At 64.8% G+C, this 14,974-nt stretch carries 13 protein-coding genes and 1 other RNA gene; 13 read left to right on the top strand and 1 reads right to left on the bottom strand.

Features of this window, described 5'->3' with window-relative positions:
* Window positions 1–142: 142 nt before the first annotated feature.
* Window positions 143–1,018 carry an EamA family transporter gene (locus PCJ49_RS08645; RefSeq protein WP_269910587.1) on the top strand — a complete coding sequence of 292 codons (876 nt, stop codon included), beginning with the start codon at window positions 143–145 and terminating at the stop codon, window positions 1,016–1,018.
* Between the two features lie 6 nt (window positions 1,019–1,024).
* Here the strand turns inward: PCJ49_RS08645 and PCJ49_RS08640 are convergent, their stop codons facing one another.
* A complete protein-coding gene (locus PCJ49_RS08640; RefSeq protein WP_269910586.1) occupies window positions 1,025–1,411 on the bottom strand; it encodes a VOC family protein in 387 nt (128 codons plus the stop codon).
* A 69-nt stretch (window positions 1,412–1,480) separates the two neighbouring features.
* On the opposite strand from PCJ49_RS08640, the gene PCJ49_RS08635 reads away from it, so the two are divergent.
* The 12 genes from PCJ49_RS08635 (at window position 1,481) to murG (ending at window position 14,811) form a co-directional block, all read left to right on the top strand.
* A complete protein-coding gene (locus tag PCJ49_RS08635) occupies window positions 1,481–2,287 on the top strand; it encodes an N-acetylmuramoyl-L-alanine amidase (RefSeq protein WP_269910585.1) in 807 nt (268 codons plus the stop codon).
* Between the two features lie 10 nt (window positions 2,288–2,297).
* Window positions 2,298–2,727: RNase P RNA component class A (rnpB, locus tag PCJ49_RS08630), an RNA gene on the top strand.
* Window positions 2,728–3,386: 659 nt separating this feature from the next.
* Window positions 3,387–3,875 carry an MraZ family transcriptional regulator gene (locus PCJ49_RS08625; protein WP_244559355.1) on the top strand — a complete coding sequence of 163 codons (489 nt, stop codon included), beginning with the start codon at window positions 3,387–3,389 and terminating at the stop codon, window positions 3,873–3,875.
* Window positions 3,875–4,840, top strand: coding sequence for a 16S rRNA (cytosine(1402)-N(4))-methyltransferase RsmH (gene rsmH, locus PCJ49_RS08620; RefSeq protein ID WP_269910876.1), 966 nt, complete (start codon window positions 3,875–3,877; stop codon window positions 4,838–4,840). Before PCJ49_RS08625 ends, rsmH begins: the two co-directional genes overlap by 1 nt.
* Entirely contained in the window at window positions 4,837–5,265 is a 429-nt protein-coding gene (locus tag PCJ49_RS08615; protein WP_269910584.1) for a septum formation initiator family protein, read from the top strand. Before rsmH ends, PCJ49_RS08615 begins: the two co-directional genes overlap by 4 nt.
* On the top strand, window positions 5,262–7,076 hold the full coding sequence (locus tag PCJ49_RS08610; protein WP_269910583.1) for a penicillin-binding protein 2: 1,815 nt from the start codon (window positions 5,262–5,264) through the stop codon (window positions 7,074–7,076). Before PCJ49_RS08615 ends, PCJ49_RS08610 begins: the two co-directional genes overlap by 4 nt.
* Window positions 7,073–8,545, top strand: coding sequence for a UDP-N-acetylmuramoyl-L-alanyl-D-glutamate--2,6-diaminopimelate ligase (locus PCJ49_RS08605; protein ID WP_269910582.1), 1,473 nt, complete (start codon window positions 7,073–7,075; stop codon window positions 8,543–8,545). Before PCJ49_RS08610 ends, PCJ49_RS08605 begins: the two co-directional genes overlap by 4 nt.
* Window positions 8,546–8,605: 60 nt before the next feature.
* Window positions 8,606–10,081 (top strand): UDP-N-acetylmuramoylalanyl-D-glutamyl-2,6-diaminopimelate--D-alanyl-D-alanine ligase, encoded by a 1,476-nt coding sequence (locus PCJ49_RS08600; protein ID WP_269910581.1) that lies wholly within the window; start codon window positions 8,606–8,608, stop codon window positions 10,079–10,081.
* Complete coding sequence (mraY, locus tag PCJ49_RS08595; protein WP_089286403.1) at window positions 10,071–11,156, top strand: phospho-N-acetylmuramoyl-pentapeptide-transferase; 1,086 nt, start codon at window positions 10,071–10,073, stop codon at window positions 11,154–11,156. Before PCJ49_RS08600 ends, mraY begins: the two co-directional genes overlap by 11 nt.
* Before the next feature lie 13 nt (window positions 11,157–11,169).
* On the top strand, window positions 11,170–12,567 hold the full coding sequence (gene murD, locus PCJ49_RS08590) for a UDP-N-acetylmuramoyl-L-alanine--D-glutamate ligase (protein ID WP_269910580.1): 1,398 nt from the start codon (window positions 11,170–11,172) through the stop codon (window positions 12,565–12,567).
* Between the two features lie 4 nt (window positions 12,568–12,571).
* Complete coding sequence (locus tag PCJ49_RS08585) at window positions 12,572–13,711, top strand: putative peptidoglycan glycosyltransferase FtsW (RefSeq protein WP_089286401.1); 1,140 nt, start codon at window positions 12,572–12,574, stop codon at window positions 13,709–13,711.
* A complete protein-coding gene (murG, locus tag PCJ49_RS08580) occupies window positions 13,708–14,811 on the top strand; it encodes an undecaprenyldiphospho-muramoylpentapeptide beta-N-acetylglucosaminyltransferase (protein ID WP_269910579.1) in 1,104 nt (367 codons plus the stop codon). Before PCJ49_RS08585 ends, murG begins: the two co-directional genes overlap by 4 nt.
* The last annotated feature ends 163 nt before the right edge of the window (window positions 14,812–14,974 follow it).

Genomic DNA, 14,974 nt, shown 5'->3' with positions numbered 1-14,974 from the left:
GCCCCCACCATTTGCCGGCCGCCCGGCCCGACCTGCGCAAAGCGCACGCCACAGGGGCGGGCGGATCGGTTATGGATGAAAAACAAACAGCAGCTTGCGTCCAGCCCTTTCCGGCTGGCGGCCCGCCGACCGGAACCGTTTGATGAAACCCATCCATATGTTGATGGCCCTGGCCGTCATGGCCATCTGGGGCACCAATTTCGCCGTGTCGCGGCAGGCGGTGCAGGAGATACAGCCGCTGCTGCTGATGGCGGTGCGCTTCTCCCTGGTGGCGCTGGTGCTGGTACCCTTTGTCAAGCCGCCGCCCCGGTCACAGATGCGGGCATTGCTGTTCTATTCGATCAGCCTGGGGGGCGTGCATTTTCCCTTGATGCTGAGCGGGCTGACTGGCGTTACCGCCTCCATCGCCAGCCTGATCATTCAGTTGCAGGTGCCGTTCGCCAGCCTGCTGGCGGCGATCTTCTTTAAGGACAAGCTGGGCTGGCGCCGGGCGTTGGGCATGGCCACTTCCTTCGGTGGGGTGGCGGTGATCGCCGGGCAGAGCCAGGGCCAGGGCGACCTGCTTCATATGCTGCTGATCGCCGGGGCGGCCCTGGCCTTCGCCTTCTCCTCCATCCAGCTGAAATGGATGGGGGCGATCGAGCCCTTGCAGCTCAACGCCTATATGGCCCTGTTCGCCGCCCCACAGCTGGCCTTGCTCAGCCTGATCGCCGAACGGGACCAGCTACAGCAGATCATGCAGGCCAGCGGGCAGACCTGGGCCTGCCTTGCCTATATGGCGCTGATGTCCACCATCGTCGCCTATATGTTCTGGCAGCCGCTGGTGAAGCAATATGAGGTCAACCAGACCATGCCGTTCCTGATGCTGGTGCCGGTCTTTGGCGTCGGGTCGGGTGTGATCTGGCTGGGCGAGCCGCTGCATTGGAGCCTGATCGCCGGAGGGCTGCTGGTGGTGGCCGGCATCGGCATCATCATCATCCGCCGGCCACGCTTCATGTTTGGTCGAACCACGGTTTAACGCTGCTTACGATTCCGGACGATGACACACCGCTTCGATGTTATGGCCGTCCGGGTCCAACACAAAAGCCCCATAATAATGGGGATGGTAATGCGCACGAATGCCCGGCGGGCCATTGTCACGCGCACCCGCCGCCAGCGCCACACGGTAGAATGCGTCCACCTGCGCCCTGCTGGCCGCGCTGAAGGCGACATGCAGGCAGCCCCGCATCGGCTGGCCGCTGCTGATCCAAAAGGACGGATGGTCGGTGCCATAACCGGCATGGGCGTCGGCCCCCGTCATTTCCGCCGTGACCAGGGCCAGGCGGCTGGCCCCGATGGCGGGTAACACCTGATCATAAAAGGCCATGGATTTTTCCAAATCAGCCACCGGAAAGCCAATGTGGTCGAGCATGTTTCTTTCTCCCTGGTTTCAATGAGATAGTGTCACCGTCCTTCTTCCGGGAAAAGACCGCACAGCCCCATGTCCCTGCCCCTGATCAATCATCCCAGCCCCAACCACGGCCCGCGCGTCGGCGGGCCGCCGGATATGCTGCTGCTGCATTATACCGGGATGCCGGATGGGCAGTCCGCCCTGGCGCGGCTCTGCGATCCCGCTTCCCAAGTCAGCGCCCATTATCTGGTGGGAGAGGATGGGACGATCTGGAAGCTGGTGGATGAGGAACGCCGGGCCTGGCACGCCGGCAAATCATTCTGGCGCGGGGAGCGCGACATCAACAGCCGCTCCATCGGGATTGAGCTGGTCAATCCCGGCCATGAATGGGGCTATCGTCCCTTCCCGCGCGCCCAGATGGAAGCGCTGATCGCGCTCTGCCGGGATATCATGGGACGGCACCCCATTTCGCCGCTGCGCGTGCTGGGCCATTCCGATGTCGCCCCCGACCGTAAGCAGGATCCAGGGGAGAAGTTCGACTGGCTGGCCCTGGCCATGGCTGGCATCGGCGCCTGGCCGGACCCGCTGCCGGCCGATCAGCGCCCGGCAGAACCGGGGGAGGTGGGGCGGCTTTTGACCCATCTGGGCTATGAAACCCCGTTCAGCCGGTCCCCGGATGGGATTTCATGGGAAAATCCCCCACCATCGGAGTCTGGTGGGATTTCATGGGAAAAGACGGGCGAAAATGGCCTTGGAAGCGTGCTGACCGCCTTCCAGCGCCATTGGGCACCGGAAAGCCTGGGCCGGGGCGCGGATCGGCAAAGCGTGGCTGCCTTGCGCGCCCTGGTGCGGCTTTCCGCCGAAGCCGATCTTGCATTCCCCGGCCCGGACGCCTAAAAGCCCCAGGCCAGACGGCTGGATGGTCGCTCCCGTGCAATGGGGAAACCCGCACGGGGGAGGAAAGTCCGGGCTCCACGGAAGTACGGTGCCGGATAACGTCCGGCGGGGGTGACCCCAGGGAAAGTGCCACAGAGAGCAGACCGCCGGCGCGTTGGAATCCTTGAGATTCCAAGGTTCCGGTAAGGGTGAAAGGGTGCGGTAAGAGCGCACCGCGCCCCTGGCGACAGGGGCGGCATGGTAAACCCCACCGGGAGCAAAACCGAATAGGGACGGCAGGGGCGGGCAACCGCCCAGGCGCACTTCCGCGTCGCTGTCCGGGTGGGTTGCGCGAGGCGTCCGGCAACGGGCGTCCCAGAGGAATGACCATCCCCCGAATACCATCCACAGGTGGGATATGGTTCGGTGGACAGAACCCGGCTTACAGGCCGTCTGGCACTTTAATTATGTTAACGGGACGTGAATATTGGGTGTGCAGCACCCTTGCTGCACCTGCTCGATTCAGCCAGAAATGCACAACTTTGCTTCTGCACTGCAGCATGATTCGCTGGGCACCCCTTAACCACTATATCTATTGAACCGGCCTTAGCCCGCACACTAGATATAGGGTTTTCCGGCGCCACACCTACGTTAAATTTCGAATTTAAATCTACTTTTTTCTCAAAAATCGTTTGAACCTCGTTCGCCCCTCTGGACGCCTGGCAGAAAAAATAAATAAAAGCAGACCAAAATCAAATAATCATACCCTAAACTTTCGGGGTAAGAGTCAATAGGTTCAGGTAAAAATTAAAATACAAATTAAATAATGACCCTCGATAACATTCCAAATTAACTAAGCGAACAAAGAATGCATAAAATTATCCACAACCCACCCTATCCTGAAGGATAATTCTTCAGAAAACGCGGATTCTATTGGGCAGCCATTGACCGCCCAATTCCTCCCATGCTATCCCAAGAAAACCCAAACAAAGGGATCACTGGTCCATTCCCGCCCAACCCGGCCCGTTTCGCGGCACCCGGCACAGGCGGCAAGAAGCCCGTGGTGGAGTGCGGATGATGGGACCGGCGCCGACGGCGCCATAAGTGGGGCGTGATAGGAATGTTCCTGTCAACACATACCAACAAGGTCGACAAGAAAGGGCGGGTTTCGATCCCCGCTTCCTTTCGCACGACCCTGTATGGTGGCCCGCTTCCGCCGGCAACCAGCGTCGATATGGTGATTTTCCCCTCCCTGAAGGCGCCAGCCCTGGATGTGGCCCCGCGTTCCTATCTGACAACCCTCTCTGAAGCGCTGGATGATCCGAACATGCCGGAAGAACAGCGCGAACTGATCGAAACCACCGTGTTCGGCCGCATCGTCGAAATCAGCACCGATACCGAGGGGCGCATCATTCTGCCCGCCAAATTGCTGGATTATGCCGGCATCACCGAAAACATCGTCTTTGTCGGCCGCCGCAAGACCTTCCAGATCTGGGATCCGGTCCGGCACGAGGATCACGAGCGGGAGATGGCGGAACTGGCCCGCGCCCATTCCATCTCGCTCTCCACCATCGTGGCCAAGGCGACCGCCCTGGCAAAGGGGGCATGATGACGGCAAGCCCGGTCCATATCCCCGTTCTGCTGGCCGAAGTGCTGCATGAAATGGCCCCGCGCGCTGGCGAGGTGCTGGTGGACGGCACGTTCGGGGCTGGCGGGTACAGCCGCGCCCTGCTGGACAGTGCCGCCTGCACCGTCTGGGGCATTGACCGCGACCCCGCAGCATTGGAACGCGCCCGCCCGCTGGAAGCCGCCTATGCCGGCCGCCTGAAGGTGCTGGAAGGCCGGTTCGGCGATATGGCCGATCTGCTGGCCGCCCGGGGCGTGGCGCAGGTGGATGCCATTGTGCTGGATATCGGCGTCTCCTCCCCCCAGATCGACACGCCGGAACGCGGTTTCAGCTTCCGCTTCGATGGCCCGCTGGACATGCGCATGGGGGCCGATGGCCCCACCGCCGCCGATGTGGTGAACAGCACCGAAGAGGATGATCTGGCCAATATCCTCTATCATTATGGGGAAGAGCGGCTGTCCCGCCGCGTGGCCCGCGCCATCGTGGCCCGCCGGGCCATCGAGCCGTTCACCCGCACGGCCGATCTGGCCGATGTGATCCGTTCCTGCGTGCCGAAATCCAAGGACGGGATCGACCCGGCCACCCGCAGCTTCCAGGGCCTGCGCATCCATGTGAATGACGAGCTGGGGGAGCTGGAGCGTGCCCTGGCCGCCGCCGAGCGGCTGCTGGCCCCCGGCGGGCGGCTCTGCGTCGTCACCTTCCATTCGCTGGAAGACCGGGTGGTGAAGGAATTCATGCGCCAACGCTCGGGCAATCTGCCCGGCCCGTCGCGCCATGTACCGGGACCGGTGGCCACCCCGCCGGCCCCCACATTCCGCCTGCTGTCCAAATCGGGGACCGGCCCCGGCGCGGCAGAGCAGGCCGCCAATCCGCGCGCCCGGTCCGCCCGGTTGCGCACTGCTATCCGCACCCAGGCCCCCGCCTGGTCGACGGGAGAATCCGCATGATCGGCAAGTCCACCATCATTTGGATCGGCACCATCTGTGCTGCCTCCGGCATCCTGTATCAAACCAGCTACAAGGCGCAGGAACAGGAGCGGGAGCTGGCGCGTATCAACCGCACCATTCAGGCGGAACGCGAAGCCATTCAGGTATTGAAGGCCGAATGGGCCTCCCTGAACGACCCGGCGACGCTGGAACGGATGGCGCGCGAACATCTGGTGCTGGCCCCCACCAGCGCCCAGCAGATCGCCGTGCTGACTGACATTCCCGACCGCCAGCCCGATGCGGCCCCCCTGCGCCTGACGCCCATCCCCGGCCGCAAGCCGGGGGCGCCCAGGCCGGCGCCTAGCCCCGCCCCGTCCCATGAACCCGCCGTCACGCCCCGGCCGGATACCCCGGTGATGATGGTGAATTATGGAGTCGCCCGATGACCGATGCGCCCTTCAGCCTCACCGGTTTCGACCTGGCCGGCACCGACCGTGCCGGCAATGGTCGGGCGGAGCCGCGCGTGCGGCTGCACAGCCCGGCGCAGAGCGCGCTGGAGCAGGGGCGCGCCCGTCTGATGGTGCTGATGGCCGTGTTCAGCCTGGGCTTCGGCGCCGTGGGTGCCAAGCTGGTGGGCGCCACGGTGGATTTCGGCCGGGGTGAGGGCAAGGGCGCCGTGGCCAAGACCGCCGCGCGCCACGGCACCGGCACACGGGCCGACATTGTGGATCGCAACGGGGTGCTGCTGGCCACCTCCCTGCACACGGCGTCGCTGTTCGCCGACCCCAAGCTGATCCTGGATGCGCAAGAGGCGGCCGAACAGATCGCCACTGTGCTGCCGGATATCAATGTCGCGCAGTTGACGCAGGAGCTGAAGTCCGACAAGCGCTTCATCTGGGTGAAGCGCAATCTGACCCCACGCCAGCAGCAGGATATTTTCCGCCTGGGCATCCCCGGCATTGATTTCCAGCGGGAAGAACGGCGCGTCTATCCGCAGGGCCCCCTGGCCGCCCATGTGGTGGGGTTCAGCGGCATCGACAATAACGGCCTGATGGGGATCGAACAGTCTTTCGATACCCGCCTGAAGGAAAGTGAAGAGCCGCTGCGCTTGTCCATCGATGTGCGCCTGCAGCATGTGCTGCGCCGCGAGCTGCTGAACACGATGGAAGAATTCAGCGCCATCGGTGCGGCCGGCATGGTGATGGATGTCCGCACCGGTGAAGTGCTGGGCATGGTCAGCGTGCCCGATTTCGACCCGCATTCCCCGCCCCCGCCGACGGAGGAACAGGATACCGACCCCCGTTTCAACCGCAACACGCTGGGCGTGTATGAAATGGGCTCCACCTTCAAGATCTTCAACACGGCGCTGGCCCTGGAATCCGGCCGTGTGCATATGAACGACATGTTCGATGCCACGCGCCCGATCCGTATCGGCCGCTTCACCATCAGCGACTTCCATCCGGAAAATAAGTGGATGGATGTGGCCGATGTGTTCAAGCACTCCTCCAATATCGGCTCTGTAAAGATGGCGATGGAGGTGGGGCCGACGGCGCAAAAGGAATTCATGACCAAGCTGGGCTTCCTGAAGCCCGTTCACCTGGAAGTGCCGGAACGGGGCTGGCCGATGGTGCCCAACCCCTGGCGCGAAGTGAACATGATGACCATCGCGTTTGGCCATGGCATGTCGGTCAGCCCGGTGCATCTGGTAAGCGCCGTGTCCGGCGTGGTCAATGGCGGCGTCATGCACCCGGCCACCCTGCTGAAGCCGGAAAGCATGGCTGCCGTGCCCAGCACCCGCATCGTTTCGGAAAAAACCTCCGAAACCATGCGCAAGCTGATGCGGCTGGTGGTGACCGAAGGCACGGCCACCAAGGCGGATACGCCGGGCTATGTCGTCGGCGGCAAGACCGGCACGGCGGAAAAGGTGAAGGGCCGCGGCTATGTCCGCGCTGCCCGCGTCTCCTCCATGGTGGCGGCCTTCCCCATCAATGACCCGCGCTATGTCGTCTATGTCATGGTGGATGAGCCCAAGGGCACCAAGAAGACCTATGGTTACGCCACCGCCGGCTGGGTGGCAGCACCGGCCATCAACTCCATCGTGGCCCAGATCGGCCCGCTGCTGGGGGTGAAGCCGCAGGACAATAATTCCCCGCAGATCATCAATGCATTGGCGGTGCGGCCGGTCCGGCCGGCGGCACCGGGGGCGCAACTGGCCTCCCTGCCGGTCACCAGCCCGGCGGCGGGGGATGAGGAATGACAAAGAGGCTGTCGGACATCATGGCGTCGCGCACGGAAATCGCGGTATCGGCCCTGGCGCTGGAACGCGACCCACCCATCACCGGCCTGACGGCGGATAGCCGCAAGGTGGTGCCCGGAACGCTGTTCGCCGCGTTGCCGGGCACTGTGCGTGATGGGCGGGACTTCATCCCGCAGGCCATCGCATCCGGTGCCGTCGCCATCCTGGCGCCCAAGGGGACAAGCCTGCCCGAGGGTGCGGGCGATGTGGTCCTGATCGAGGATACCAACCCGCGCCGGCGGCTGGCCCTGCTGGCCGCCGCCTTCCATGGCGAGCAGCCGGCCCATATTGCCGCCGTCACCGGCACCAATGGCAAGACCAGCACGGCCCAGTTCACCCGCCAGCTCTGGCAGGCACTGGGGCACAAGGCCGGGGCCATGGGCACGCTGGGGCTGGTGGCCGATGGCTTCCCGGAAACCCCCAGCCTGACCACGCCGGACCCGGTGGCCCTGCACGCCACGCTGGCCGATGTGGCGCGTGGCGGTGTTACCCATCTGGCGATGGAGGCATCGTCGCACGGGCTGGACCAGTTCCGCCTGGATGGGGTGGTGGTGGAGGCGGCCGGCTTCACCAACCTGACCCGTGATCATCTGGATTATCACGGCACGATGGCGGCCTATCTGGCCGCCAAGCTGGCTTTGTTCGACCGGGTGATGCCCAAGGGCGCCACGGCGGTGATCAATGCCGATATCCCGGAATTTGAACAGATTGCCAGCGTGGCCCATGCCCGCAAGCAGACCATCATCGGCTTCGGCACGGCGGGCAAGGAACTGCGCGTCATCGACGCCACCCCCCTGCCCCATGGCCAGCGGCTGGAACTGGAGTTGTTCGGCAAGCGCCGCACGCTGGAACTGCCGCTGGTCGGCCGCTTCCAGGTCTGGAACGCGCTCTGTGCCCTGGGGCTGGTGATCGGAACCGGTACGGAGCCGGAACGGGCGGCGGATTGCCTTGTCAACCTGACGGGCGTGCGGGGCCGGCTTGAGATGGTGGCAACCCTGCCCAATGGCGCGGCGGTCTATGTGGACTATGCCCACACGCCGGATGGGCTGGAAACGGTGCTGCGCTCGGTACGGCCGCATACGCATGGCCGGCTGTCGGTGGTGTTCGGCTGCGGTGGGGACCGCGACAAGGGCAAGCGCCCGATGATGGGCCGCATCGCCGCCGAACTGGCCGACCGGGTGATCGTGACCGACGACAACCCGCGCAGCGAGGTGCCGGCCACGATCCGGGCGGAGGTGATGGCCGGCTGTCCCGGCGCGACGGAGGTGGATGACCGCGCCAAGGCCATTGCCCTGGCGGTGGGCGAACTGGGCCCCGGCGATGTGCTGGTGCTGGCCGGCAAGGGGCATGAACAGGGACAGATCATCGGCAACGAGGTGCGTCCCTTTGATGATGCGACGGTGGCACGGGCGGCCGTCGCGGCGCTTTGAGTTTGATGTGACGGGGGGCCGGGATGGGCATCCCGGCTGGTGTTGGAAGTGGGGTGGGAAATGGCTGAAGTCCTGTGGACGGCGGATGATGTGGCGGCGGCCTGCAATGGCCGGCGGGCCGGCACCGCTGCCTGGGCGGCCACCGGTGTTTCCATCGACAGCCGCACCGTGGCGGCGGGTGACCTGTTCATCCCGCTGAAGGGGCCGAACTTCGACGGCCATGCCTTCGTCGCCCAATCCCTGGAGAAAGGGGCGGCCGGGGCCATCGTCGCCGACATTCCGGCCGGGCTGGAGGGCGATCCCCGTCTGGTGAAGGTGGAAGACACCATGGCGGCGCTGGAGGATCTGGGCCGCATGGGCCGGCTGAACGCCAGTGCCAAGGTGATCGCCGTCACCGGCTCCGTCGGCAAGACCGGCACCAAGGAAGCGCTGAAGGTTGCCCTGGAAAGCCAGGGCAAGACCTTCGCCACCGTGGGCAGCCTGAACAATCATTGGGGCGTGCCGCTGTCGCTCTCCCGCTTCCCCGCCGACAGCCGGTTTGGCGTGTTCGAACTGGGCATGAACCATGCCGGGGAGATTGGCCCCCTGTCGCGCATGGTGCGCCCGGACGTGGCCATCATCACCACCGTAGAGGCCGTCCATATCGAATTCTTCCCTTCGGTGGAGGCGATTGCCGACGCCAAGGCGGAGATTTTTGAAGGTATGGGGCCAGGCGGCACCGCCGTGTTGCCGCGGGACAATCCGCATTACAGCCGCCTGCTGGCCGCCGCCCGCACCCAGGGCCTGCATATCCTGTCCTTCGGGGCAGATGCCGCCGCCGATGGCCGTCTGCTGACGCTGGACCTGCTGCCCGACAGCAGCCATGTGCAGGCCCACATTGATGGGGTGGATGTCACCTACACCATCCCGCTGCCGGGCCGGCACCATGCCATCAACAGCCTGGCCGTACTGCTGGCCGTGAAGGCGGCCGGCGGCGATGTCGCCATCGCCGCCGCCTCGCTGGCCAACCTTTCCCCCATCAAGGGGCGCGGCCAGCGCAGCGCCATTACCGTGCCCGGTGGTACGCTGACCCTGATTGATGAAAGCTATAATGCCAGCCCGGTATCGGTGAAGGCCGCCGCCGGGGTGCTGGGGCAGGTGCCGCCGGGTGCCGGTGGCCGCCGCATCGCCGTGCTGGGCGACATGCGGGAGCTGGGCGAACAATCGCCGGAGCTGCATGTCAGTGTCGCCCCCGCCCTGGTGGCTGGGCATTGCGACCTGTTGTACTGCTGCGGTCCCAACATGCGGCACCTGTTTGACGCCGTGCCGGCCGCCATGCGCGGGGCCCATGCGGCGGACAGTGCCGCCCTGGCCCCGCTGCTGGCGGCCGCATTGCGCCCCGGTGATGTGGTGATGGTGAAGGGCTCTGCCGGCAGCCGTATGGCCACTGTCGTGGATGCCGTGAAGGCCATGGCCAATAAAATTGACAAATTCGACCCGCAGGGGACAGCCGCCACGCTGAATGGCGGGGAACCGAGAGACAAGAATGCTGTATAATCTGCTTTACCCCCTGGCGGATCAGTTCCAGATTTTCAACCTGTTCCGGTATCTGACCTTCCGGACGGGCGGGGCCATCATGACCGCGCTGATCATCAGCTTCGTCATCGGCCCGCGCGTCATCCGCTGGCTGAAATCCAAGCAGGGGGAAGGCCAGCCCATCCGCACCGACGGGCCGGAAACGCATCTGAAGAAGAAGGGCACGCCCACCATGGGCGGCCTGATGATCATGATCGCCGTCATCATTTCCACCCTGCTCTGGGTGGATCTGACCAATACCTATACCTGGATCGTGCTGCTGGTGACGGTCGGGTTCGGGCTGGTCGGGTTTGGTGATGATTATCTGAAGCTGACCAAGCGCAATACCAAGGGCCTGTCTTCCAAGCTGAAACTGGTGGCCACCTTCGTCGTCGCCCTGCTGGCCACCGGCTGGTATCTCGCGGTCACGCCGTGGGAGCTGGGCAGCGGTCTGGCCCTGCCCTTCTTCAAGGATCTGCTGATCCATCTCGGCTGGTTCTATGTGCCGTTTGCGGTGGTCGTCATCATCGGTTCGTCGCACGCCGTCAATCTGACGGATGGGCTGGACGGGCTGGCCACCGTGCCGATCATGATCGCCGCCGCCTGTTTCGGGCTGATCGCCTATCTGTCGGGCAATGCCATCTTCTCCAACTATCTGGGCATCATCCATGTGCCGGGTACGGGTGAGCTGGCGGTCTTCTGCGGCGCGCTGGTGGGGGCCGGATTGGGCTTTCTCTGGTTCAACGCCCCGCCGGCCATGGTGTTCATGGGCGATACGGGGTCGCTGTCCGTCGGCGGAGCGCTGGGTGCCATCTCCGTCATCACCAAGCATGAACTGGTGCTGGCCATCATTGGCGGCCTGTTCGTGCTGGAGACGCTGTCGGTGATGATCCAGGTGGCCAGCTTCAAGCTGACCGGCAAACGAGTCTTCCGCATGGCGCCGATCCATCACCATTTCGAAAAGAAGGGCTGGTCGGAGCCCACCGTCGTCATCCGGTTCTGGATCATCGCCGTCATCCTGGCGCTGATCGGCCTGTCCACCCTCAAACTACGGTAATCAAGGGGGCATCATGATTGATCTCGGCATCCTGAAGGGGCGTAAAATCGCGGTGATGGGTCTGGCGCGCTCGGGCCTTACCGCCGCGCGCGCCGCCCTGGATGCCGGGGCCGAGGTGCTGGCCTGGGATGATGGGGCCGCCGGGCAGCAGGCAGCCCAGGCGGAGGGCATTGCCCTGACCGACCTCAACAGCGCCGATCTGGCCGGGGTGGAACTGCTGGTGCTGTCGCCCGGCATACCGCACAGCTTCCCTGAGCCCAACAAGGTGGCTGCCCGCGCCAAGGCGACGGGCATCCCGCTGGTCAGCGATATCGAATTGCTGGCCCGCGCCGTGCCGGCGCCCTTCTATGTCGGCATCACCGGCACCAATGGCAAATCCACCACCACCGCGCTGACCGGCCATATTTTCGCCGGGGCCAACCGGCCCACCCTGATCGGCGGCAATATCGGCATTCCGGCGCTCAGCATCGACCGGCTGGGCAAGAACGGCGTCTATGTGCTGGAAATGTCCAGCTATCAACTGGAACTGACGCCCTCGCTCGGCTTTGATGCCGCCGTGCTGCTGAACATCACGCCCGACCATCTGGACCGGCATGGCGGGATGGACGGCTATATCGCCGCCAAGAAGCGCATCTTCCAGAAGGGCGATGGCAGGCCGCAGGTGGCCGTGATCGGCGTGGATGATGAGCCTTGCCGCCAGATGGCCGATGCGCTGGACGGGGAATTTGACGGGCGGGTGATCCGTATTTCTGTTCATGGTGTGCCGCCGGGCGGCATCGGGGTGGAAAATGGCGTGCTGGTCGATGCCACCGAAGGCACGCCCCATCCCTTCACCGATCTGACAAGGCTGACCACCCTGCCGGGCCTGCATAATTGGCAGAATGTGCTGGCCGCCTATGCCCTGGCACGGGCCGGCGGGCTGACCCATTCCGACATTCTGGATGGCTTGCGCACCTTCCCCGGTCTGGCCCACCGGCAGCAGCAGGTGGCGGTGATTGATGGCGTCCGCTTCATCAATGACAGCAAGGCCACCAATGCTGACGCGGCGGCCAAGGCCCTGGTCTGCTATCAGCCGATCTATTGGATTTTGGGCGGCAAGCCCAAGGATACCGGCCTTGCCGGTCTGGAAGAACTGGTGGGCAATGTCCGCCATGCCTTCCTGATCGGGGAGGCGACGGAGGCCTTTGCCGGCTGGCTGGCCGACCACAAGGTGCCGCACACGCGCTGCGGCGTGATGGAAAAGGCGGTGGAAGCCGCCTTTGCCGCCGCCAAGGCCGATGGGGAGGCATCGCCTGTGGTGCTGCTGTCGCCAGCCTGCGCCAGTTTTGACCAATATCCGAATTTTGAGGTGCGGGGCGACGCCTTCACGGCGGCGGCACAATCCCTGGCCACAGCCCGGCAGGGGGATTGAGCCCATGCTCTCCTTCTCCCGCACCGATCATTCGGTTCTGGGCCGCTGGTGGTGGACGGTGGACCGCTGGACGCTGGCCATCATCATCGCCATTGCCGTGATCGGTGTGGTGCTGATCCAGGCGGCCAGCCCGGCGGTGGCCAACCGCATCGGGCTGACCACCTTCCACTTCATCGAACGCCACCTGATCATGCTGCTGCCCTCGCTGGCCATCATGGTCGGTGTCTCCCTGCTCACCCCGCGCGGGGTGCGACGGCTGGCCGTGGTGCTGTTCGGGGGGGCCGTTGTCGGTGTGGTGCTGACCCTGTTCATCGGGGAGGAGATCAAGGGCGCCACGCGCTGGATCCATGTGCCCGGCCTGTCGTCGGTGCAGCCGTCGGAATTCCTGAAGCCGGCCTTCGCCGTTATCTCCGCCTGGATGTTTTCGCTCCACCGCACGCCGGGGCCGACGGGGGGCCATTTTCCCGGCATCCAGGTGAACTGCGCCCTCTATGCCATGATCGTGCTGCTGCTGATGAGCCAGCCTGATCTGGGGCAGACCTTCGTCATCACCTCCATTTTCTTCGGCCAGTTCTTCCTGGCCGGTCTGCCGATTGTGCTGGTGGCCAGCATGGTGGTGCTGGGCATGGGCGGTCTGGTCAGCGCCTATTTCCTGTTCCCACACGTACAAAAGCGCATCGATGGCTTCCTGAACCCGGCAACGGGTGAGAATTATCAGGTCGAAAAATCCATGGAAGCCTTTGCCAATGGCGGCATCTGGGGCACCGGCCCCGGTCAGGGCCGGGTGAAGATGGCCATCCCCGATGCCCATGCTGACTTCATCTTCTCCGTCGCCGGGGAGGAATTGGGGCTGGTGGTCTGCGCCCTGATCATCGTGCTGTTCGCCATCGTGGTGATCCGCAGCTTCAACCGCGCCGCCAATGATCAGAGCCTGTTTGTCATGCTGGCCGCCACCGGGCTGGCCATGCAGTTCGGCCTGCAGGCATTGATCAATATGGGTTCCGCCCTGCATCTGATGCCGACCAAGGGCATGACCCTGCCCTTCATCTCCTATGGCGGTTCCTCCCTGATCGCGCTGGGGATCGGCACCGGGATGCTGCTGGCCCTGACCCGCAAACGCCTGTCACCGGGAGAAGGCCTGTGAGCGCCCGCCCCATCATCCTCGCCGCCGGTGGCACCGGCGGCCATATGTTCCCGGCGGAAGCGCTGGCCCGCGCCCTGATGGCGCGCGGCCATCTGCCTGTTCTGGTGACCGATCCGCGCGGCAAGGCGTTTGGCGACAGCCTGCCGGATGTACGGGTGGAACGTATCCGCGCGTCGAACGGGGCCGCCGGCCTGCTGGGCAAGGCCCGCATGGCCGTCGATCTGGTGCTGGGCACCGCGCAGGCGCGCAGCCTGCTGCGCCGCCTGAACCCGGCCGTCGTGGTCGGGTTCGGCGGCTATCCGTCCGTCCCCACCGTGTTCGCCGCGCAATCCACCGGCATTCCCACCCTGCTGCATGAACAGAATGCCGTGCTGGGCCGGGCCAACCGGCTGCTGATCGGCAAGGCCGCCCGCATCTGCACCAGCTTCCCCGAGGTGAAGGGGCTGGGCCCCGCCGATGGCAGGCGCATCATCCGCACCGGCAACCCGGTACGGCCCGATATCCTGGCCCTGCGCGACGCCCCCTATCCGGCCCCCGTACCGGGCGGGCCGGTCAATCTGCTGATCACCGGCGGCAGCCAGGGGGCCAGCATTTTCGGCGAAGTGGTACCCCGCGCCGTCGAAATGCTGCCGGAAGATTTGCGTTACCGGCTGAAGATCGTGCAGCAGGCCCGCCCGGAAAATATCGAGGTCGCGCGCAAAGCCTATTATGAGATGGGCATTGAGTGCGAGCTGGCCACCTTCTTCAAGGATATGCCGCACCGGCTGGCCGGCTGCCACCTGATGGTAGCCCGTTCCGGTGCCGGAACGGTTGCCGAACTGACGGTGGTGGGCCGTCCCTCCATCCTGGTGCCCTATCAATATGCCATGGATGATCACCAGACCGCCAACGCCAGATCGGTTGAATCGGTTGGCGGTGCCTGGGTCGTTCCGCAGACGGAATTTTTACCCGCCGTGCTGGCCGACAAGCTGACCGCCCTGCTGGCCGACCCGGCCCAACTGACGCGCGCCGCCACGGCCGCCGCTGGCTGGGCCATCCCGGAAGCGGCGGAGAAGCTGGCCGATGCCGTGCTGGGTCTGGCCAGGGAGCGCGCAGCATGAGGCAATCTGTCCCCCCGCCCAGCCTCAGCGACCTGGAAACCGCCTTCCCCCTGCTGCTGGGCAATGGGCCGACGACGCGGCCCCATCTGGCACGACAGGGCCGTGAAAAGGCCACAAGTCATCATTACGAAGCCGAAACTGCCCCCACGCCACGCCGTAAACC

Origin of the sequence: Niveispirillum sp. BGYR6 (assembly GCF_027568365.1) — a bacterium.
GTDB lineage: Bacteria > Pseudomonadota > Alphaproteobacteria > Azospirillales > Azospirillaceae > Niveispirillum.
This window is presented reverse-complemented; position numbering and strand designations above follow the sequence as displayed.